18 protein-coding genes are annotated in these 20,494 nt (G+C 61.2%); 11 read left to right on the plus strand and 7 right to left on the minus strand.

The features are described 5' to 3' along the window. Positions 1-66: 66 nt before the first annotated feature. A complete protein-coding gene (locus GXB78_RS01285; protein ID WP_408005098.1) occupies positions 67-2,511 on the plus strand; it encodes a penicillin-binding protein 1A in 2,445 nt (814 codons plus the stop codon). Positions 2,512-2,682: 171 nt separating this feature from the next. Here the strand turns inward: GXB78_RS01285 and GXB78_RS01290 are convergent, their stop codons facing one another. The 3 genes from GXB78_RS01290 to rpmE all read right to left on the minus strand — a co-directional run bounded on the left by GXB78_RS01290 (position 2,683) and on the right by rpmE (position 5,180). Continuing rightward, on the minus strand, positions 2,683-3,951 hold the full coding sequence (locus tag GXB78_RS01290) for a malic enzyme-like NAD(P)-binding protein (protein ID WP_064363273.1): 1,269 nt from the start codon (positions 3,949-3,951) through the stop codon (positions 2,683-2,685). 183 nt (positions 3,952-4,134) lie between these two features. Next, positions 4,135-4,917: a thermonuclease family protein gene (locus tag GXB78_RS01295; RefSeq protein ID WP_329514024.1), complete on the minus strand. Its 783-nt coding sequence runs from the start codon at positions 4,915-4,917 to the stop codon at positions 4,135-4,137. Positions 4,918-4,958: 41 nt separating this feature from the next. After that, entirely contained in the window at positions 4,959-5,180 is a 222-nt protein-coding gene (gene rpmE / locus GXB78_RS01300) for a 50S ribosomal protein L31 (RefSeq protein WP_041477565.1), read from the minus strand. Positions 5,181-5,464: 284 nt separating this feature from the next. On the opposite strand from rpmE, the gene GXB78_RS01305 reads away from it, so the two are divergent. Beyond that, positions 5,465-7,684 carry a primosomal protein N' gene (locus tag GXB78_RS01305; RefSeq protein WP_329513836.1) on the plus strand — a complete coding sequence of 740 codons (2,220 nt, stop codon included), beginning with the start codon at positions 5,465-5,467 and terminating at the stop codon, positions 7,682-7,684. A gap of 102 nt (positions 7,685-7,786) precedes the next feature. Here the strand turns inward: GXB78_RS01305 and GXB78_RS01310 are convergent, their stop codons facing one another. Beyond that, a complete protein-coding gene (locus tag GXB78_RS01310) occupies positions 7,787-7,909 on the minus strand; it encodes a hypothetical protein (RefSeq protein WP_016772057.1) in 123 nt (40 codons plus the stop codon). On the opposite strand from GXB78_RS01310, the gene argS reads away from it, so the two are divergent. The 9 genes from argS (at position 7,908) to GXB78_RS01355 (ending at position 18,321) form a co-directional block, all read left to right on the plus strand. Continuing rightward, positions 7,908-9,644 carry an arginine--tRNA ligase gene (argS, locus tag GXB78_RS01315; protein ID WP_329513837.1) on the plus strand — a complete coding sequence of 579 codons (1,737 nt, stop codon included), beginning with the start codon at positions 7,908-7,910 and terminating at the stop codon, positions 9,642-9,644. The genes GXB78_RS01310 and argS overlap by 2 nt on opposite strands. 1 nt (position 9,645) lies before the next feature. Next, positions 9,646-10,356, plus strand: a complete 711-nt coding sequence (locus GXB78_RS01320; RefSeq protein ID WP_016772059.1) for an SPOR domain-containing protein — start codon at positions 9,646-9,648, stop codon at positions 10,354-10,356. A gap of 233 nt (positions 10,357-10,589) precedes the next feature. Beyond that, positions 10,590-11,120, plus strand: coding sequence for an ATP-dependent protease subunit HslV (gene hslV / locus GXB78_RS01325; RefSeq protein ID WP_003186641.1), 531 nt, complete (start codon positions 10,590-10,592; stop codon positions 11,118-11,120). A 55-nt stretch (positions 11,121-11,175) separates the two neighbouring features. Next, on the plus strand, positions 11,176-12,513 hold the full coding sequence (gene hslU, locus GXB78_RS01330) for an ATP-dependent protease ATPase subunit HslU (protein ID WP_016772060.1): 1,338 nt from the start codon (positions 11,176-11,178) through the stop codon (positions 12,511-12,513). Between the two features lie 77 nt (positions 12,514-12,590). Then, positions 12,591-12,962, plus strand: coding sequence for a DUF971 domain-containing protein (locus GXB78_RS01335; RefSeq protein ID WP_329513838.1), 372 nt, complete (start codon positions 12,591-12,593; stop codon positions 12,960-12,962). A gap of 257 nt (positions 12,963-13,219) precedes the next feature. After that, positions 13,220-14,899 (plus strand): class II poly(R)-hydroxyalkanoic acid synthase, encoded by a 1,680-nt coding sequence (gene phaC / locus GXB78_RS01340; RefSeq protein ID WP_329513839.1) that lies wholly within the window; start codon positions 13,220-13,222, stop codon positions 14,897-14,899. Positions 14,900-14,993: 94 nt separating this feature from the next. After that, the gene (gene phaZ, locus GXB78_RS01345) at positions 14,994-15,848 is read left to right on the plus strand and encodes a poly(3-hydroxyalkanoate) depolymerase (protein WP_329513840.1); all 855 of its coding nucleotides are present in this window, start codon (positions 14,994-14,996) and stop codon (positions 15,846-15,848) included. A 139-nt stretch (positions 15,849-15,987) separates the two neighbouring features. Continuing rightward, positions 15,988-17,670: a class II poly(R)-hydroxyalkanoic acid synthase gene (gene phaC, locus GXB78_RS01350; RefSeq protein ID WP_329513841.1), complete on the plus strand. Its 1,683-nt coding sequence runs from the start codon at positions 15,988-15,990 to the stop codon at positions 17,668-17,670. A 30-nt stretch (positions 17,671-17,700) separates the two neighbouring features. Beyond that, positions 17,701-18,321 carry a TetR/AcrR family transcriptional regulator gene (locus tag GXB78_RS01355; protein WP_042608683.1) on the plus strand — a complete coding sequence of 207 codons (621 nt, stop codon included), beginning with the start codon at positions 17,701-17,703 and terminating at the stop codon, positions 18,319-18,321. A 201-nt stretch (positions 18,322-18,522) separates the two neighbouring features. Here the strand turns inward: GXB78_RS01355 and GXB78_RS01360 are convergent, their stop codons facing one another. From GXB78_RS01360 to GXB78_RS01370, 3 genes are all read right to left on the minus strand, one after another. Continuing rightward, positions 18,523-19,440 (minus strand): phasin family protein, encoded by a 918-nt coding sequence (locus GXB78_RS01360; RefSeq protein WP_329513842.1) that lies wholly within the window; start codon positions 19,438-19,440, stop codon positions 18,523-18,525. 10 nt (positions 19,441-19,450) lie between these two features. Then, positions 19,451-19,873, minus strand: coding sequence for a phasin family protein (locus tag GXB78_RS01365; RefSeq protein WP_329513843.1), 423 nt, complete (start codon positions 19,871-19,873; stop codon positions 19,451-19,453). 230 nt (positions 19,874-20,103) lie between these two features. Continuing rightward, positions 20,104-20,379 (minus strand): polyhydroxyalkanoic acid system family protein, encoded by a 276-nt coding sequence (locus GXB78_RS01370; RefSeq protein ID WP_329513844.1) that lies wholly within the window; start codon positions 20,377-20,379, stop codon positions 20,104-20,106. Between the last annotated feature and the right edge of the window lie 115 nt (positions 20,380-20,494).

The following is a 20,494-nucleotide window of genomic DNA, read 5'->3' on the forward strand; positions in this document are numbered from 1 at the left end:
TGGCTTTGTGTGTAACCGCAGCCCCGTGCCAAATTCATTCTTTGCCCTGGATGTCCAAAAGCCTTGATTCGTCTGCTGAAATTTTTCGGTTGGTCCATCGTCGCCGTTTTCTGCGGACTGCTCTTAGGTCTCAGCGGCGCCTTTCTTTACCTTAGTCCGGGTTTGCCGTCTGTGGAGGCGCTGAGAAGCATTCAGTTGCAGATTCCTCTGCGCGTCTACAGCAGCGACAACAAGTTGATCGCAGAATTTGGCGAAATGCGCCGCACACCGATCCGTTTCGCCGACATTCCGCCCAATTTCATTAATGCGTTACTAAGTGCTGAAGACGATAATTTTGCCAACCACTACGGTGTCGACCCGAGCAGCCTGATGCGCGCGGCGACCCAATTGGTCAAGAGCGGGCACATTCAGTCCGGCGGCAGCACCATCACCATGCAGGTGGCGAAGAACTTCTTCCTCACCAGCGAGCGCAGCTTCTCGCGTAAAACCACGGAAATTCTCCTGGCTCTGCAGATCGAGCGGCAGCTGACCAAGGACGAGATCCTTGAGCTGTACGTCAACAAGATCTATCTGGGTAACCGCGCCTACGGCATCGAAGCCGCGGCGCAGGTGTATTACGGCAAATCGATCCGTGACGTCAGCCTGGCGCAGATGGCGATGATCGCCGGCCTGCCGAAGGCACCGTCGCGCTTCAACCCGCTGGCCAACCCGGCGCGCAGTAAAGAACGCCGCGACTGGATCCTCGGGCGCATGTACAAGCTGGGCAAGATCAGCGAGGCCGACTACACCGCGGCGATCAACGAGCCGCTGAACGCCAGCTACCACGTGCCGACCCCGGAAGTGAACGCACCGTACATCGCCGAAATGGCCCGTGCCGAAATGGTCGGCCGTTATGGCAGCGACGCCTACACCGAAGGTTTCCGCGTCACCACCACGGTGCCGAGCAATCTGCAGGAAATGGCCAACACCGCGCTGCACGAAGGCCTGATGACCTACGACCAGCGCCACGGCTACCGTGGCCCCGAGTCACGCTTGCCAGGCAAGACCCGCGAGGCGTGGGCCAGCGAACTGACCAAACAGCGCACCATCAGCAGCCTCGAACCGGCGATCGTCACCCAGGTCGATAAAACTGGCCTGCAGGTGTTGACCCGCACCGGTGAAGAGCACGTTGCTTGGGACACGATGAAGTGGGCGCGGCCGTTCCTCAATACCAACAGCATGGGCGCCAACCCGCGCCAGCCGTCGGATGTCGCCCAGGTCGGCGATCTGATTCGCGTGCAGCGCCAGCAAGACAATTCGCTGAAATTCAGCCAGATTCCCCAGGCCCAGGGCGCGCTGGTGTCGCTGGATCCGCAGAACGGCGCGATCCGTTCGCTGGTCGGCGGTTTTGCCTTCGAGCAGAGCAACTACAACCGCGCCTTGCAGGCCAAGCGTCAGCCGGGTTCGAGCTTCAAGCCATTCGTTTACAGCGCCGCCCTGGATAACGGCTATACCGCCGCGAGCCTGGTCAACGATGCGCCGATCGTGTTCGTCGACGAGTACCTGGACAAGGTCTGGCGCCCGAAGAACGATACCAACACCTTCCTCGGCCCGATCCGCCTGCGTGAAGCGCTGTACAAGTCGCGCAACCTAGTGTCGATCCGCTTGCTGCAGGCCATGGGCGTGGGCAAGACCATCGACTACATCACCCGTTTCGGCTTCAACAAGCAGGACCTGCCGCCGAACCTGTCGCTGGCACTGGGTACCGCGACGCTGACGCCGATGGAGATCGCCACTGGCTGGAGCACCTTTGCCAACGGCGGCTACAAGATCACCCCGTACATCATCGACAAGATCGAAAGTCGTAACGGTGACACCCTGTTCGTCGCTAACCCACCGACCGTGCCACAGGGTGGATCGGCGACCGACGGCATCGCAGCGCCGGCCACCGAGTCGTTCACGGTCAACGCCACACCGGTTGCCGGTGAAGCGCCGGGCAACCCGGCAGTACCGCAAGCGCCAGCCGTGGCCGAGCGGATTGTCGATGGGCGTACCACCTATATCCTCAACAGCATGCTCCAGGACGTGATCAAACTCGGCACCGGCCGTCGCGCACTGGCCATGGGCCGCAGCGACATCGCCGGCAAGACCGGTACTACCAACGAATCGAAAGATGCCTGGTTCTCCGGCTACAACGCCGATTACGTGACCACGGTGTGGACCGGCTTCGACCAACCGGAAAGCCTCGGTCGCCGTGAGTTCGGCGGCACCGTGGCGCTGCCGATCTGGATGAATTACATGTCCGCCGCGCTGAAAGACAAGCCGCCGCATGTCCAGCCTGAGCCGGAAGGCCTGCTCAGCCTGCGGGTGGATCCGGTCAGTGGCCGCGCCGCGACGCCGAGCACGCCGGGGGCCTACTTCGAACTGTTCAAGGCTGAAGACACGCCGCCGTCGGTGAACGAGCTGGGCAACGGCGCAGTGCCGGGCAGCCCGCTGCCGGCGGATGAACAGGCGCCGATCGATCTGTTCTAGGGGAGCAGCTGCAAGCGCCAAGCTACAAGCGGCAAGCAAAAGCGCGAACGATGCACGCCTGTAGCTTGTAGCTTGTAGCTTGTAGCTTGTGGCTTGTGGCTTGTGGCTTGTAGCTTGCAGCCCATAAAAAAAACCCAGCACCAGGCTGGGTTTTTTTATGGGCGGCTGCTTTTAACCGTTGAACACGTCATCCACGCTTTTCAGCGGGTAGTTCTTCGGATACGGCAGGGTAGCAACGCCGGTCTCGATCGCGGCCTTGGCCACGGCGTCGGAGATCAGGGTGATCAGGCGCTTGTCCATTGGCTTCGGAATGATGTACTCACGGCCGAATTCCAGTTTGATGCCGCCGTAGGCGTCGCAGACTTCCTGGGGCACTGGCAGTTTCGCCAGTTCGCGCAGGGCGTTGGCTGCGGCGACTTTCATTTCTTCGTTGATGCGCTTGGCGCGAACGTCCAGGGCACCACGGAAGATGAACGGGAAGCCCAACACGTTGTTGACCTGGTTCGGATAGTCCGAACGGCCGGTAGCCATGATCACGTCGCTACGGGTAGCGTGCGCCAGTTCCGGGGAGATTTCCGGATCAGGGTTGGAGCAGGCGAACACAATCGGGTTGGCCGCCATCGACAGCAGGCCTTCAGCGCTCAGCAGGTTCGGGCCGGACAGACCGACGAACACGTCAGCGCCTGCCAGTGCGTCAGCCAGGGTGCGCTTCTCGGTAGCGTGGGCGAACACGGCTTTGTACTGGTTCAGGTCGTCACGGCCGGAGTGGATCACGCCGGTACGGTCAACCATGAAGATGTTTTCGATGCGAGCGCCCATGCTCACCAGCAGTTTCATGCAGGAGATGGCGGCAGCGCCGGCGCCGAGGCAGACGATCTTTGCGTCCTGCAGGGTTTTGCCAGCGATTTCCAGGGCGTTGATCATGCCGGCAGCGGTCACGATCGCGGTGCCGTGCTGGTCATCGTGAAACACCGGAATATCGCACTGCTCGATCAGGGCACGTTCGATCTCAAAGCACTCAGGCGCCTTGATGTCTTCCAGGTTGATGCCGCCGAAGGTGATGGAGATGCGCTTGACGGTGTCGATGAAGGCTTGCGGACTTTCCGAGTCGACTTCGATGTCGAATACGTCGATGCCGGCGAAGCGCTTGAACAGCACGCCTTTGCCTTCCATGACCGGCTTGGAAGCCAATGGGCCGAGGTTGCCCAGGCCGAGAATCGCGGTGCCATCGGAAATGACTGCCACCAGGTTGCCCTTGCCGGTGTATTTGTAGGCCAGTTCAGGATCGCGAGCGATCTCGCGCACTGGTTCGGCTACGCCGGGGCTGTAGGCCAGCGACAGGTCGCGGGCGGTAGCAGTGGCCTTGGTGAGCTCGACACTCAGCTTCCCCGGACGAGGATTGGCGTGGTATTCGAGAGCGGCAGTTTTCAGATCAGACATTTTGGCATTCCGCTTTTTTACTGTTGGACAGACTGGTCAGCGAGGATACGCGCCTCGCAAAGTCCCCACAAGACTGGGCAGTCACCGCTGTCAAGCGCCCTGCCCTACGACTTTGGGCCAAGAGCCACGGCGCACAAGGGCTTGACTGTTCACAATCGACAGAAAAAATGTCTACAATTTTCTTCAGCGCGGTACTTGTAACATCGAAGGATCGGTCAGCGGCAGCAACCACCGCGACTGACCGGATTGCAGCCCACCGCGTCGCGAACGATCGACGATCCAGCCGCGAGCCTCGATCTGCTTGCCTTTCAGCGCCTGCAATCGGGTATTGTCGAATTGTCCGACCAGATTGGGTGCAACGCGCAATACAAGCGCATCCTGCAACTCGATCCAGATTCCGCCGCGATTGCGCTGAACCCTGCTCACACGACCACTGATAACGGCGAAACCCGAGCGCTGGATCTGCTCCGCTTTCAATACAGGTGATTGCCGCCAGAGGCCCAAGCCGGCCTGGCGCGCACTGTCTTCGGCGGCTTGCTGGCAGGCAACAAGATCGACGTTCGGTGCGACCGCGACCTGGAAACCGAGGCCATCGGCGAGCATTTGCGCTTCGAGATTGGTGCCGCTGGCGCTGTAAATATGCGCGAGCGTACGCCCGTACTGGTCTTTGGCTTGCTTGCCGGGCAGCAAACCGACGCGTCCGCCGCTGGCATCGACCAGCGCCTGCAAGCGCTTTCTTGCCGCCACTGCAAAGGGTTCGTCGCTGCGGCCCTGCTTGCCCAGCTCTGGCGTATTGAGGCCGATCATGCGCACGCTGCGGCCATCGCTCAGGCGCAGGGTGTCGCCATCAACCACGCGCTGCACGCTGACGCTGGTCAGCCCTGCGGGTGTGGGGCAGAACGCCTGGGCGGCGGACAGCCAAATCGCAGACACAAAAAAGGCGCCCGCAAGGGACGCCTTTTTCATCAGTCTGGAGAAGTCGAAACGACCTTCCAAAATGATCAGCCTCAGGCTTTTTTGCCGACGCCGAAAGTAGCGAAACGGTCTGCGAACTTCTGCACACGGCCGCCGGTGTCCAGAGTCTTCTGCTTACCGGTGTAGAACGGGTGGCATTCGTTGCAAACGTCGATCGCCAGGGCTTTGCCGTAGGTCGAACGAGTTTCGAACTTGTTACCGCAGCTGCAGGTAACAGCAATTTCCGGGTAGTTCGGATGGATATCGGCTTTCATGGTGTCTTCCTCAGGCTAGCGTGCCGCCACCCAACACTATTGTTGAATACCGCACGTAATTAGGCCGCGGATTCTACCAGACCTTTTCAATCACGCAAGCTGTCACCGAGACCGACCGTCTGCTAGGCTCCCGGCCTTGAACGCACTTCCCTGTGGGAGCGAGCCTGCTTGCGAAGACGCCAGGTCAGTCGACACATGTGTTGCCTGACCCACCGCCTTCGCGAGCAGGCTCGCTCCGACAGGTCATGCATATCCGATCATTTTGCGTATCGAGATCCCCCCGCGTGCCCGACGCCATTCTGCGCCTTGCCCTGCCTTCGCCCCTGCGCCGCCTGTTCGATTACCGGGCGCCGGCCGGGGTGCGGCGCGAGCAATTGCAGCCGGGCATGCGCTTACGGGTGCCGTTCGGTCGGCGCGAGATGATCGGGATTCTGGTCGAAGTCACCGACACCAGTGAGGTGCCGGCGGAGAAACTCAAACCGGCGCTGGCCCTGCTCGACACGACTTCGCCGCTGCCGCCGGCGCTGTTCAAGCTGTGCCTGTGGACGGCGCAGTATTACCAGCACAGTCTTGGCGACACTTTGAACTGGGCCTTGCCGGTGCTGCTGCGTCAGGGCGAGCCGGCCGAGGCCCGGCAGGAGCGCTTCTGGTCGATTGCCCCGGGCGCGAGCGTTGACGACCCACGGGTCGCCCGTGCGCCACGCCAGCGCGAGGCGCTGACCACGCTGGCCCAGCACCCGCACGGCGTGGCCCATCAGTTGCTGAGCAAACTGATGCTGAGCAAGGACAGCCTCGACCTGCTGCTGGCCAAGGGTCTGGTGCAAGTCGAGATCCGCCGCCACGCACCCGGCGCGCGCCACGAACACTGGCTGGCGCAACCGGAGCTGCCGCTCAACAGCGAACAACGCGCGGCGTACGAAGCGATTCGCGCCGGCTTCGAAAGCTATCATGCGTTTCTACTGGCCGGGGTCACCGGCAGCGGCAAGACCGAAGTCTATCTGCAACTGATCCGCGAAACCCTCGAAGCCGGCAAGCAAGCCTTGGTACTGATCCCGGAGATCAACCTTGGCCCGCAGACCCTGGCGCGCTTCGAGCAGCGTTTCAATGCGCGCATCGCCCTGCTGCATTCGGCGGTGAATGATCGCGAACGCCTGGAAGCCTGGCTCGCCGCCCGCGATGGCGAGGCCGACATTATTATCGGCACCCGCTCGGCGCTGTTCACGCCGATGAAAAATCCCGGGCTGATCATCATCGACGAAGAGCACGACGGCTCGTATAAACAGCAGGAAGGTCTGCGCTATCACGCCCGCGATCTGGCGCTGGTACGCGCGCGGCAGGAAAACATCCCGATTGTGCTCGGTTCCGCCACGCCGTCGCTGGAAAGTCTGCACAACGCTTACACCGGGCGCTACGGCCTGCTGCGCCTGAACGAGCGCGCCGGCGGCGCCAGGCAACCACGCTTCCTGCGTCTGGACGTGAAAAGCCGTCCGCTCGACAGCGGCATTTCCGGGCCGATGCAGCAAGCCATCGGCCAGACCCTCGCCAACCGCCAGCAGGTGCTGGTGTTCCTCAACCGTCGCGGCTTTGCCCCGACCCTGCTCTGCCACGATTGCGGCTGGATGTCGGAGTGCTCGCGCTGCGATGCGCGCATGACCGTGCATCAACGTTACGGCGAGTTGCGCTGCCACCACTGCGGCAACGTCGAGCGCACGCCGCGCCAGTGTCCGAAATGCAGCAAGGTCGATCTGCGTCCGGTCGGCGCTGGCACCGAACGCGCCGAAGAGCGTCTGGCGATTCTGTTCCCGGATTACCCGGTACTGCGCGTCGATCGCGACAGCACCTCGCGCAAGGACGCGATGAATCAGCTGTTCGCGACGATCCAGAAAGGCCAGCCGTGCATTCTGGTCGGCACGCAGATGTTGGCCAAAGGGCACCATTTTCCGCGGGTGACGCTGGTGTCGATCCTGGATGCCGACGGCGGCCTGTTCTCCGGCGACTTCCGCGCCAGCGAGCGCATGGCGCAGTTGATCGTCCAGGTCGCCGGGCGCGCCGGACGGGCTGAAGAGCCGGGCAGGGTGATCATCCAGACCCACCTCGCCGACCATCCTTTATTGGTGCAACTGACCGAGCAGGGCTATTTCGCCTTCGCCGAGCAGGCCTTGAGCGAACGCCGTGCGGCCGGATTGCCGCCGTTTGCCCATCTGGCGCTGTTGCGCGCCGAAGCGCACAAGCCGGGGCAGGCGGAAGGCTTTCTCGATGAAGCGTGCAGCGAGGCCGATCGCTTGCTGGCCGAATTGAATCTGAGCGGCATCGAATTGCTCGGGCCGGTGCCGGCACCGATGGAGCGCCGTGCCGGGCGTTATCGCGCGCAGCTGTTGTTGCAGGCAACCGCGCGGGCGCCGTTGCATAGGTTGCTGGCCAGCTGGATGCTGGTACTGGAACAGATGCCGAGCGGGCGGGCGGTGCGCTGGTCGCTGGATGTTGATCCGGTGGATTTGTATTGAAGAGCTGAAAGAGCAAAAGATCGCAGCCTTCGGCAGCTCCTACAGATAAATGCCGATTCCACTGTAGGAGCCGCCGAAGGCTGCGATCTTTTGACTTAGATGTCACCACATATCCACATCCTGCCTGCTAAGGTTGGCAAGCCCGTCTTCGCAACGGATAATGCCCAGTTTTTCCACCCGCGCATCGATGCGCCCGCCGCGCTTGCGGTCGAAAGAGAAGACCATGAAAGACACCATTCGCCAGCTGATCCAGCAAGCCCTCACCCAACTCGTCAACGAAGGTGTGTTGCCTGAAGGCCTGACGCCGGCGATCCAGGTGGAGAACGCCCGCGACAAGACCCACGGCGACTTCGCCAGCAACATCGCCATGATGCTGGCCAAGCCGGCCGGCATGAAGCCACGGGATCTGGCGGAGAAAATCATCGCCGCACTGCCCGCTGACGAGAACGTCACCAAGGCCGAAATCGCCGGCCCGGGCTTCATCAATTTTTTCCAGAACACCCAGGCCCTGGCCTCGCGCCTCGATACCGCGCTGGCGGACGCCCATGTCGGCGTGCGCAAGGCCGGCCCGGCGCAGCGCACCGTGGTCGATCTGTCGGCGCCGAACCTGGCCAAAGAGATGCACGTCGGCCACTTGCGCTCGACCATCATCGGTGACGGCGTGGCCCGCGTACTGGAATTTCTCGGCGACGAAGTGATCCGCCAGAACCACGTCGGCGACTGGGGCACCCAGTTCGGCATGCTGATGGCGTACCTGCAGGAAAACCCGATCACCAGCGACGAGCTGTCCGATCTGGAAAACTTCTACCGCGCCGCCAAGCAGCGTTTCGACGAGTCCGAAGAATTCGCCGACCGCGCCCGTGGTCTGGTGGTCAAGTTGCAGGCCGGCGATGCCGAATGCCTGGCGCTGTGGACCAAGTTCAAGGACATCTCGCTGTCGCACTGCCAGAAGATCTACGAACTGCTCAACGTCAAACTGACCATGGCCGACGTCATGGGCGAAAGCGCCTACAACGACGACTTGATCAATGTGGTCAACGACCTCAAGGCTGCCGGCATGCTGGTCGAGAGCAACGGCGCCCAGTGCGTGTTCCTCGACGAGTTCAAGAACGCCGATGGCGACCCGCTGCCGGTGATCATCGTCAAGGCCGACGGCGGTTACCTGTACGCCACCACTGACCTGGCGGCCGTGCGCTACCGCAGCGGCAAGCTCAAGGCTGATCGCGCGCTGTACTTCGTCGACCAGCGTCAGGCGCTGCACTTCCAGCAAGTGTTCGCTGTGGCGCGCAAGGCCGGTTTCGTCACCCATCCGATGGAAATGGAACACATGGGTTTCGGCACCATGAACGGCGCCGATGGCCGTCCGTTCAAGACCCGCGACGGCGGCACCGTGAAGCTGATCGACCTGCTGACCGAAGCTCAGGAACGCGCCTACAGCCTGGTGAAAGAGAAGAACCCGACCCTGGCCGAAGACGAGTTGCGCAACATCGCCAAGGTGGTGGGCATCGGCGCGGTGAAATACGCCGACCTGTCCAAGCATCGCACCAGCGACTACAGCTTCAACTTCGACCTGATGCTCAACTTCGAAGGCAACACCGCGCCGTATCTGCTGTACGCCTACACCCGCGTGGCCGGTGTGTTCCGCAAACTGGGCAAGGATTTCAGCGAAGTCGACGGCCAGATCGTCCTCGAAGCGGCGCACGAGCAAGAGCTGGCGGCGAAGCTGGCGCAGTTCGGCGAAGTGCTGAACAACGTCGCTGAAAAAGGCACGCCGCACATTCTCTGCACCTACCTGTACGACGTCGCCGGCCTGTTCTCCAGCTTCTACGAGAACTGCCCGATCCTCGCCGCCGACACCCCGGCGCAGATGCAGAGCCGTCTGCGTCTTGCCGCACTGACCGGTCGCACCCTCAAGCAAGGCCTGGAGCTGTTGGGTCTGGAAACTCTGGAGCGTATGTAAGTTGGCCGCCAAGAAAAAACCTGCACCCAAACGCGGCGCCAGCCGCTATCAGGCCCCTGCGAAACAACCGATTCCGGGCTGGCTGTGGATGGCCATCGGCCTGACCGTCGGCGCCTTCATCGTATTCCTGATGAAACTGGAACCGGGCAAGGGCAGCGATACGGTCAAGCGTGAGAAGGTCGAACAGCAGCAGAAAGCGTCGAAGATCGCCGAGGCCAACAAGACCCCGCCGAGCCCGACGCAACCGGTGAAGCCGAAGTACGACTTCTACACCTTGCTGCCGGAATCGGAAGTGATCGTGCCGCCGGACGCAGTACCGGAGAAGACCCTGCCGACGCCGCAAGTGCCGGCGATCCCGACCACGCCGGTGACCCCGGCCGAGGCGGCGAAGATCGACACGGCGCGCGCCCAGGCTGCCCTCGCCGGTATCACGCCGCCGCCAGCGCCACCGGTGAGCAAGGCCGCGCCAGTGACCAAGTTCTTCCTCCAGGCCGGTTCGTTCCGCAAAGAGACGGATGCCGACAAGGTTCGTGCACAGATCATTCTGCTCGGTCAGGCGGTAGCGGTTGAGTCCGGCACAGTGAAGGATGAAACCTGGTATCGCGTGCTGGTCGGCCCGTTCAGCAACCGCGAGCAACTGACCACGGCGCAGAAGCAACTGGCCGGCGCCGGCTTCAGCAACCTGTTGTTACAACAACGCCAGAGCCGCTGAGTTCGTCAGAATCACCGCGGCGCCAATATTCGCGAGCAGGCTCGCTCCCACAGGAATTAACGCTGTCCCTGTGGGAGCGAGCCTGCTCGCGAAGGCGTCGGCACAGCCACCGAAGTTCTCGCCTGATAGCTCACCGCTCGTCCCCTCTCCCGCCCTGCGGTTGAAATCCCCTCCAGCACCCCCATATGAATGGGCATAAGGCATTTTCGCCCCGCTGCGTGGAGACTCTTCCCTTGACCACCATCGTTTCAGTCCGCCGCCACGGCAAAGTCGTCATGGGCGGCGACGGCCAGGTTTCTCTCGGCAACACCGTGATGAAAGGCAACGCCAAAAAGGTCCGTCGCCTGTACCACGGCCAGGTCATCGCCGGTTTCGCCGGTGCCACCGCTGACGCCTTCACCCTGTTCGAACGTTTCGAAGGCCAGCTCGAGAAGCATCAGGGCCACTTGGTGCGCGCTGCTGTCGAACTCGCCAAAGAATGGCGTACCGACCGCTCCCTGAGCCGCCTCGAAGCGATGCTTGCGGTCGCCAACAAGGACGCCTCGCTGATCATCACCGGCAACGGTGACGTGGTCGAACCCGAAGATGGCCTGATCGCCATGGGCTCCGGCGGCGCCTATGCCCAAGCCGCAGCCAGCGCCCTGCTGAAAAAGACCGACCTGTCGGCGCGCGAGATCGTCGAAACCGCTCTCGGCATCGCCGGCGACATCTGCGTATTCACCAACCACACCCAGACCATTGAGGAGCAGGATCTCGCTGAATAAGCCTGTTGCGGCCCATGTGCCACGGCTTGTTTCTGCTTGAGGACCGTCAATTATTATGTCCATGACTCCCCGCGAAATCGTCCACGAACTCAACCGCCATATCATCGGCCAGGACGATGCCAAGCGCGCCGTCGCGATTGCCCTGCGCAACCGCTGGCGCCGCATGCAGCTGCCTGAAGAGCTGCGCGTTGAGGTGACCCCGAAGAACATCCTGATGATCGGCCCGACCGGTGTCGGTAAAACCGAGATCGCCCGTCGCCTGGCGAAACTGGCCAACGCGCCTTTCATCAAGGTCGAAGCGACCAAATTCACCGAAGTCGGTTATGTCGGCCGTGACGTCGAGTCGATCATCCGTGACCTGGCCGATGCTGCGATCAAGATGCTCCGCGAGCAGGAAATGACCCGCGTACGCCACCGCGCCGAAGACGCTGCCGAGGACCGCATCCTCGACGCGCTGCTGCCGCCGGCACGCATGGGATTCAGCAATGAAGAAGCCCCGAGCTCCGATTCCAACACGCGTCAGCTGTTCCGCAAGCGCCTGCGCGAGGGTCAGCTGGACGACAAGGAAATCGAAATCGAAGTCGCCGAAGTCTCCGGCATCGAAATCGCCACGCCGCCGGGCATGGAAGAGATGACCAACCAGCTGCAATCGCTGTTTGCCAACATGGGCAAGGGCAAGAAGAAGTCGCGCAAGCTCAAGGTCAAGGAAGCGCTGAAACTGGTGCGTGATGAGGAAGCCGGGCGCCTGGTCAACGAAGAAGAGCTGAAGGCCAAGGCGCTGGAAGCAGTTGAGCAACACGGCATCGTCTTCATCGACGAAATCGACAAGGTCGCCAAGCGCGGCAATGTCGGCGGCGCCGATGTTTCCCGTGAAGGCGTGCAGCGCGACCTGCTGCCGCTGATCGAAGGCTGCACCGTCAACACCAAGCTGGGTATGGTCAAGACCGACCACATCCTGTTCATCGCTTCCGGCGCGTTCCACCTGAGCAAGCCGAGCGATCTGGTGCCGGAGCTGCAAGGTCGCCTGCCGATCCGTGTTGAACTCAAGGCGCTGAGCCCGGAAGATTTCGAGCGCATCCTCAGCGAACCGCACGCATCGCTCACCGAGCAGTACTGCGCGCTGCTGAAAACCGAAGGCCTGAACATCCAGTTCCAGCCCGAAGGCATCAAGCGCCTGGCGGAGATCGCCTGGCAGGTCAACGAGAAGACCGAGAACATCGGTGCCCGTCGCCTGCACACACTGCTTGAGCGCCTGCTTGAAGAGGTCTCGTTCAGCGCTGGCGACCTGGCCAGCGCCCACGATGACAAGGCGATCCTGATCGACGCCGACTACGTCAACAGCCACCTCGGCGAATTGGCGCAGAACGAAGATCTGTCCCGCTACATTCTGTAGAGCTGCAAGCTGCAAGCTACGAGCGGCAAGCTGAGTTAAGCTTGCCGCTTGTAGCTTGCAGCTGAAGGCTGTTTTTCATGATTCCTACCGACATCAAACTGCACAAAGCCTCGAAAACCCTGACGCTCACTTACGCGTCCGGCGAGGAATTCACCCTGCCCGCCGAGTTTCTGCGTGTGCACTCCCCCTCCGCCGAGGTCCAGGGCCATGGCAAACCGATCCTGCAATTCGGCAAGCTCAACGTTGGCCTGAGCAAGCTCGAGCCCGCCGGCAACTATGCACTGAAACTGACCTTCGACGACGGTCACGACAGTGGCCTGTTCACTTGGGAATACCTCTACGAACTCGGCAAACGCCAGACCGAACTCTGGGACGATTATCTCGCCGAGCTGCGCGCCGCCGGAAAATCCCGCGATCCGAACGAGTCGTTCGTCAAGCTGATGCTCTAGCCCGTGGCTCTTGCTCATTAGAGGGCATTTTCTAACTTCATCTGTTTGAATGCTCCGCTCACGCAGCCCAGGACGGGCCGCTTGCGAAAAAAATTAAACTCGGGTAACCAATGGAGCTGGCAAGTTCCCTGCAGTGCTCTACGACTGTAAAGCAGCCATGCAGAATCAACGGTCACCCGAGCAGTAGTACCCGGCATTGGCTGTGGAAGCGACAGCGTGAAACCGGGTACTCGTCTCAGGACAATGGAGCGTCGTAGATGAGTGACAAGAATAACGATGACCTGAAGTACCAAGCCTCGGAAAACACTCTGGGACTGAACCCCGTCGTCGGGCTGCGCGGAAAGGATCTGCTGGCCTCTGCTCGAATGGTGCTGAAACAGGCCATCAGACAACCGATTCACAGCGTCAGGCACGTGACCCATTTCGGCCTTGAGCTGAAGAATGTGCTGCTGGGCAAATCCGCTCTGCAACCGGGCGGCGACGACCGCCGTTTCGCCGACCCGGCGTGGAGCCAGAACCCGCTGTACAAACGCTATCTGCAAACCTACCTGGCCTGGCGCAAGGAATTGCATGCCTGGATCGACGACAGCAGCCTGTCGCCTAAAGACATCGCTCGCGGCCACTTCGTCATCAACCTGATGACCGAAGCCATGGCGCCGACCAATACGGCGGCCAACCCGGCGGCGGTCAAACGCTTCTTCGAAACCGGCGGCAAGAGCCTGCTCGATGGCCTCTCGCATCTGGCCAAGGATCTGGTGCACAACGGCGGCATGCCGAGCCAGGTCAACATGGGCGCGTTCGAGGTCGGCAAGAGCCTCGGTGTCACCGAAGGCGCCGTGGTGTTTCGCAACGACGTACTGGAGCTGATCCAGTACCGGCCGATCACCGAGCAGGTCCACGAGCGTCCGCTGCTGGTAGTGCCGCCGCAGATCAACAAGTTCTACGTCTTCGATCTGAGCCCGGACAAGAGCCTGGCGCGCTTCTGCCTGCGCAATAACGTGCCGACCTTCATCGTCAGTTGGCGCAACCCGACCAAGGCCCAGCGCGAATGGGGTCTGTCGACCTACATCGAAGCGCTGAAAGAAGCCGTCGACGTAGTCACCGCGATCACCGGCAGCAAAGATGTGAACATGCTCGGTGCCTGCTCCGGCGGCATCACCTGCACCGCCCTGCTCGGCCACTACGCCGCGCTCGGCCAGAACAAGGTCAATGCCCTCACCCTGCTGGTCAGCGTGCTCGACACCACCCTGGACAGCGACGTCGCCCTGTTCGTTGATGAACAGACACTTGAGACCGCCAAGCGCCACTCCTACCAGGCCGGCGTGCTCGAAGGCAAGGACATGGCCAAGGTCTTCGCCTGGATGCGCCCCAACGACCTGATCTGGAACTACTGGGTCAACAACTACCTGCTGGGCAACGAGCCGCCGGTGTTCGACATCCTGTTCTGGAACAACGACACCACCCGATTGCCCGCTGCGTTCCACGGCGACCTGATCGAGATGTTCAAAAACAATCCACTGATCCGCCCCAATGCACTGGAAGTGTGCGGCACGCCGATCGACCTCAAGCAAGTAACAGCCGACATTTTCTCGCTGGCCGGGACCAACGACCACATAACACCGTGGAAGTCCTGCTACAAGTCGGCGCAGTTGTTCGGCGGAAAGGTTGAATTCGTGCTGTCGAGCAGCGGCCATATCCAGAGCATTCTCAACCCGCCGGGCAATCCGAAATCGCGCTACATGACCGGCGAAGAGATGGCAGCGACAGCCGATGACTGGCAGGAAAACTCGACCAAACATACCGATTCCTGGTGGCTGTACTGGCAGGCATGGCTGGCCGAGCGCTCGGGCAACCTGAAAAAGGCCCCGACGAAACTGGGCAACAAGGCGTATCCGGCGGGCGAGGCGTCGCCGGGCACCTACGTACATGAAAGATAGCGGCAAGCTTCAAGCTGCAAGCGACAAGCTGAGCGGGTTCTGCTTGAAGCTTGCGGCTTGCAGCTGCTCCCAACTGACCCGAAGGGTTTGACCCATGCCGCAACCGTTCATATTCCGCACCGTCGATCTGGATGGCCAGACCCTCCGCACGGCGGTGCGTCCCGGCAAGCCTCATTTGACGCCTCTGCTGATTTTCAATGGCATCGGCGCCAACCTGGAGCTGGTGTTTCCGTTTGTCGCAGCGCTGGACCCGGATCTGGAAGTGATTGCCTTCGACGTACCCGGGGTCGGCGGTTCTTCGACGCCAAACCGGCCGTATCGCTTTCCCGGTCTGGCCAAACTGACGGCGCGGATGCTCGATTATCTCGACTACGGTCAGGTCAATGTGATCGGTGTGTCGTGGGGCGGAGCGCTGGCGCAGCAGTTCGCCTACGACTACCCCGAGCGCTGCAAGAAACTGGTGCTGGCGGCGACCGCGGCCGGTGCGGTGATGGTGCCGGGCAAACCGAAAGTGCTGTGGATGATGGCCAGCCCGCGCCGCTACATTCAGCCGTCCCACGTGATTCGCATCGCGCCGATGATCTATGGCGGCTCGTTCCGCCGCGACCCGACGCTGGCTGCCAGCCATGCGGCAAAAGTGCGCTCGGCGGGCAAGCTCGGTTACTACTGGCAGCTGTTCGCAGGCCTCGGCTGGACCAGCATCCACTGGCTGCACAAGATTCATCAGCCGACGCTGGTGCTGGCCGGCGATGACGATCCGCTGATCCCGCTGATCAACATGCGCGTGCTTGCCTGGCGTATTCCCAATGCGCAACTGCACATCATCGATGACGGCCATCTGTTCCTGATCACCCGCGCCGAAGCGGTGGCGCCGATCATCATGAAGTTTCTCGAGGAAGAGCGTTTGCGCGCAGTGATGCACCCGCATCCGACGCCGCTGGGCGGCTGATCGCGGCGGCAGGCTTTATGCAGGATTTTTCAATCAAGCGCGCGGCAGGACGCCGCGCAGGCAGCAACCGGTAACAGCGTCTATGGTGTTCTGGTTCGGTGAGTGTGTTTTTGCCCTGAAGACGAAGGAGTGTTGAGTCATGCGCGAAAAACCAGCGACGGGCGTGGTGCCCAGCCCCGCCGTGTTTATCAACGCCCAGAGTGCGATCGCCGGTCTGCGCGGCAGGGATCTGCTGTCGACACTGCGCAGCGTCGCCGCCCACGGCTTGCGCAATCCGTTGCACAGCGCCAGGCACGCACTGAAATTCGGCGGACAGCTGGGCCGCGTGCTGCTCGGCGAAACCCTGCATCCGACCAATCCGCAAGATAGCCGCTTCGCCGATCCGGCGTGGAGCCTCAACCCGTTCTATCGACGCAGTCTGCAGGCGTATCTGGCCTGGCAGAAACAGGTCAAGAGCTGGATCGACGAAGGCGACATGAGCCCCGAAGATCGCGCCCGCGCGCACTTCGCTTTCACCCTGCTCAATGACGCCGTAGCGCCGTCCAATACCCTGCTCAATCCTCTAGCGGTCAAGGAGTTGTTCAACTCTGGGGGACAGAGTCTGGTGCGTGGCTTGAGCCATCTGTTCGATGATCTGTTGCACAACGACGGCCTGCCACGGCAAGTGACCAAGCAAGCGTTCGAGGTCGGCAAGACCGTGGCGACCACCAGCGGAGCGGTGGTGTTTCGCAACGAAATGTTCGAACTGATCCAGTACAAATCGATGAGCGAAAAGCAGTACGCCAAGCCGTTGCTGGTGGTGCCGCCGCAAATCAACAAGTACTACATCTTCGACCTGAGCCCGCAGAACAGCTTCGTCCAGTACGCCCTGAAAAACAGCCTGCAGACTTTCATGATCAGCTGGCGCAACCCCGATGTGCGCCATCGCGAGTGGGGCCTGTCGAGTTATGTCGAAGCGGTCGAAGAAGCGATGAACATCTGCCGGGCGATCACCGGCGCGCGTGAAGTGAACCTGATGGGTGCCTGCGCCGGTGGCCTGACCATCGCCGCCCTGCAAGGGCATTTGCAGGCCAAACGGCAACTGCGTCGGATCGCCAGCGCGACGTATCTGGTCAGTCTGCTCGACAGCCAGATCGACACCCCGGCCACGCTGTTCGCCGACGAGCAAACACTGGAAGCGGCCAAGCGTCGCTCGTATCAGAAAGGCGTGCTCGACGGTCGCGACATGGCCAAGGTCTTCGCCTGGATGCGCCCCAACGATCTGATCTGGAGCTACTTCGTCAACAACTACCTGCTGGGCAAAGAGCCGCCAGCCTTCGACATCCTCTACTGGAACAACGACAACACCCGTCTGCCGGCGGCGCTGCACGGCGATCTGCTGGACTTCTTCAAGCACAACCCACTGACCCACGCTGGCGGCCTCGAAGTGTGCGGCACGCCGATCGATCTGCAGAAGGTCAACGTCGACAGCTTCAGCGTCGCCGGCATGAACGACCACATCACACCGTGGGACGCGGTGTACCGTTCAACCCTGCTGCTCGGTGGCGAGCGACGCTTCGTGCTGTCCAACAGCGGTCATGTGCAAAGCATCCTCAATCCGCCGAGCAACCCGAAAGCGACCTACGTGGAGAACGCCAAACTTAGCAGCGACCCACGCGCCTGGTACTACGACGCCAGACATGTCGAAGGCAGTTGGTGGCCGCAGTGGCTCGAGTGGGTCGCACAGCGTTCCGGCGCCCTGCACGAAACCCGTACCACCCTCGGCAGCCCGAACTATCCACCGATGGAAGCGGCACCGGGCACCTATGTGCATGTGCGCTGACGCTCAACCGAATTTATCTAAGAAGACTGGATGAAAACCCGCGACCGGATTCTCGAATGTGCGCTGCAACTGTTCAACGAAAAGGGTGAGCCGAACGTTTCCACCATGGAGGTGGCCAACGAAATGGGGATCAGCCCCGGCAATCTCTACTACCACTTCCACGGCAAGGAACCGCTGATTCTCGGCCTGTTCGAACGCTTCCAGCATGAACTCGCGCCACTGCTCGACCCACCGCCGGAGGTGGAACTGGCACCGGAGGATTACTGGCTGTTTTTGCATCTGATCGTCGAGCGCCTGGCGCAGTATCGGTTCCTGTTCCAGGATCTGTCGAACCTCGCCGGACGCCTGCCGAAACTGGCCAAGGGGATTCGCAATCTGCTTAACGCGTTGAAGAGAACGCTGGCGTCGCTGCTGGCGCGGTTGAAGGCTGCCGGGCAACTGGTCAGCGATACCCAGGCGCTGGGGCAACTGGTGGAGCAGGTGACGATGACGTTGCTGTTCTCGCTGGATTACCAGCGGATTCTCGATCGTGAGGGCGAGGTTCGGTTGGTGGTTTATCAGATCATGATGCTGGTGGCGCCGCATTTGCTGCCGCCGGTGAAGGTGGCGACAGAGCGAATGGCCCTGCAATACCTTGAGGATCACGACTGATCCGAGCGCTGCGCCTACTCACAATCCAATGTGGGAGCGAGCCTGCTCGCGAAATGCAAACTTTCAGCTGATGCCTGTGTAACTGATCCACCGCTTTCGCGAGCAGGCTCGCTCCCACAGGAACTCACAATGATCGAGATAATCTCCACAAACAAAAACGCCCGACCTTCACAGGCCGGGCGTTTTTGATTTGCCCTGAAATCAGGACTGACTGGATGGCGTCGACGGTGTCGATGCTGCAGTCGGGGTAGCTGCTGCCGTAGGTGCCGCAGCGGAGTTTGCCGCGTTGGCCGGAGCTGTTGGAGCAGTCGATGGCGCGGCGGCCGGTTTCGGCGCAGCGGCTTTCGGCGCGGCCGGTTTTTTCACTGCCGGCTTTTTCGCCGCAGCCGGTTTGGCCGCAGGCTTCGCAGCAGGTTTGGCGGCAGCGGTTTTCGCTGCTGGCTTGGCCGCTGGTTTCGCTGCAGTTTTAGCCGCTGGTTTTGCCGCCGCCTTAGCTGCCGGTTTCGCAGCGGCCTTGGCGGCAACCGGTTTGGCGCCAGCTTTGGTCGCAGGCTTGGCTGCCGCGGTTTTCGCGGCCGGTTTGGCAGCGGCTTTCGCAGCAGGTTTGGCCGCCGCTTTGGCCAGTGGCTTGGCTGCGGTTTTCGCCGCAGGTTTGGCCGCCGCAGTTTTGGTGGCCGGTTTCGCCGCAGCGGTTTTCGCCGCTACAGGCTGAGCCTTCAGACCGGTGAGTTTTTCGATCTGCCTGGTCAGCGTATCGACCTTGGCGTTGAGCGCCTTGACCTCATTGCGGCTCGGCACACCCAAGCGCGAAATCGCGCTGTTCAGGCGCTTGTCGAAAGCCCCCTCCAGCTCGTCCCACTTGCCCAGTGCGCGGTCTTTCACGCCGCTGATGCGCGACTTGGCCGAGGAGGTCGAGTCCTCGACTTTTTTGCCGACCGCAGTCTTGGTGAGCTTCTCGGCTTTCTCGCCGTCTTTGACCAATGCATCGAAGAGTTTGCTGCCGTCAGTGTCGATCTTCGAGTACACGCCTAAACCAGCCAGCCAGATTTTGCGGGAGTAGGACTCGACCTTCCCGACCCACGAGCTGCTTTCTTTATCGGTGTTCTTTTTGCCAGCCATCCCGTTCTCCTTAAGATTTTCGCGCGACGCGTTCGAGCAATGCCGTCAGCTCATCGAGCTTAGCAGAGAGTGCCTCAACGTCATGTTTAGACGGAATGCCGATCCGATTCAAGGCGCTGGCCACACGGTTGTCGAAGGCCTTCTCGACCTTGTCGAGCTGAACTTCAACGCGGCCCTTGAACGAGCTGACCTGAGTGGCCGCGTCATCGATCTCGGCGTTGGCCGCGAGGAGTTTTTCGCTGACGGCTTTTTTGCCTTTCTTTTCAACAGTTTGACCGGCGGCGATGAGCTCTTGAAAGTACTCGCTGCCCTCTTGGCCGACCTTGGTGTAGGCGCCCAGGCCTGCCAGCCAGATCTTGCGGGCATAGGATTTGACGTCGCTCAGAGTGGATGTCGGAGCGTCGATTTTTTTCTTCAAAATGACTTTGGCCATGGTGCACCTCACGCGCAGAAGGTTTGAGGAACTGCCGGACGAGTGTCGGGCTCAGGCACAAAGTAGGTAGAAAAATTAGAAAGGGCACCCTAACAAGCGGGAGCAACTCTAAACAAATGTGGGAGCGAGCCTGCTCGCGAAAGCGGTTTGTCAGTCACTGATAATTTGACTGAAAGACCGCTTTCGCGAGCAGGCTCGCTCCCACAGGGGATTGGATTTCAATCTGGAAATCAGGCCAGGGCTCTGTCGAGGGCCTTCTCGATCTCGGCTTTGATCATGCCGCTCATGGCCGACATCATCAGGCCCAGTTCGACATCGACCCTGATCGAATCGTCCGCCACATGCACTTCACCTTTCACGCCCGAGCGCTTGAGGTTCAGGGTGTCGCCCGACCACTGCGGCTCCAGGCCGTACTGTTCGTTGAGCTTTTTGGCCAGTTTGTCGGCCTTCTCGCGGGCAGCTTCCTTGCCCAGGGTATGGGCGCGCTCAACACTGATTTTGGCCATGGAATGACTCCTGATGATTGAATGGCTGACGTTGAATCTTGACCGCATCTGCGGCAAATCGTCCCGAAGGTTGCCCATCTTACCTTTAGCCATTCCAAGACAAAGCATGGCTTGG

The sequence above is a fragment of the Pseudomonas moraviensis subsp. stanleyae genome (assembly GCF_036283065.1).
GTDB lineage: Bacteria > Pseudomonadota > Gammaproteobacteria > Pseudomonadales > Pseudomonadaceae > Aquipseudomonas > Aquipseudomonas stanleyae.

Coding starts and splice junctions, on each gene's coding strand:
- GXB78_RS01290 (WP_064363273.1), bottom strand. CDS start 3,951: ATGTCTGATCTGAAAACTGCCGCTCTCGAATACCACGCCAATCCTCGT.
- GXB78_RS01295 (WP_329514024.1), bottom strand. CDS start 4,917: ATGAAAAAGGCGTCCCTTGCGGGCGCCTTTTTTGTGTCTGCGATTTGG.
- rpmE (WP_041477565.1), bottom strand. CDS start 5,180: ATGAAAGCCGATATCCATCCGAACTACCCGGAAATTGCTGTTACCTGC.
- argS (WP_329513837.1), top strand. CDS start 7,908: ATGAAAGACACCATTCGCCAGCTGATCCAGCAAGCCCTCACCCAACTC.
- GXB78_RS01310 (WP_016772057.1), bottom strand. CDS start 7,909: ATGGTCTTCTCTTTCGACCGCAAGCGCGGCGGGCGCATCGATGCGCGG.
- hslU (WP_016772060.1), top strand. CDS start 11,176: ATGTCCATGACTCCCCGCGAAATCGTCCACGAACTCAACCGCCATATC.
- GXB78_RS01335 (WP_329513838.1), top strand. CDS start 12,591: ATGATTCCTACCGACATCAAACTGCACAAAGCCTCGAAAACCCTGACG.
- phaC (WP_329513839.1), top strand. CDS start 13,220: ATGAGTGACAAGAATAACGATGACCTGAAGTACCAAGCCTCGGAAAAC.
- phaZ (WP_329513840.1), top strand. CDS start 14,994: ATGCCGCAACCGTTCATATTCCGCACCGTCGATCTGGATGGCCAGACC.
- phaC (WP_329513841.1), top strand. CDS start 15,988: ATGCGCGAAAAACCAGCGACGGGCGTGGTGCCCAGCCCCGCCGTGTTT.
- GXB78_RS01355 (WP_042608683.1), top strand. CDS start 17,701: ATGAAAACCCGCGACCGGATTCTCGAATGTGCGCTGCAACTGTTCAAC.
- GXB78_RS01360 (WP_329513842.1), bottom strand. CDS start 19,440: ATGGCTGGCAAAAAGAACACCGATAAAGAAAGCAGCTCGTGGGTCGGG.
- GXB78_RS01365 (WP_329513843.1), bottom strand. CDS start 19,873: ATGGCCAAAGTCATTTTGAAGAAAAAAATCGACGCTCCGACATCCACT.
- GXB78_RS01370 (WP_329513844.1), bottom strand. CDS start 20,379: ATGGCCAAAATCAGTGTTGAGCGCGCCCATACCCTGGGCAAGGAAGCT.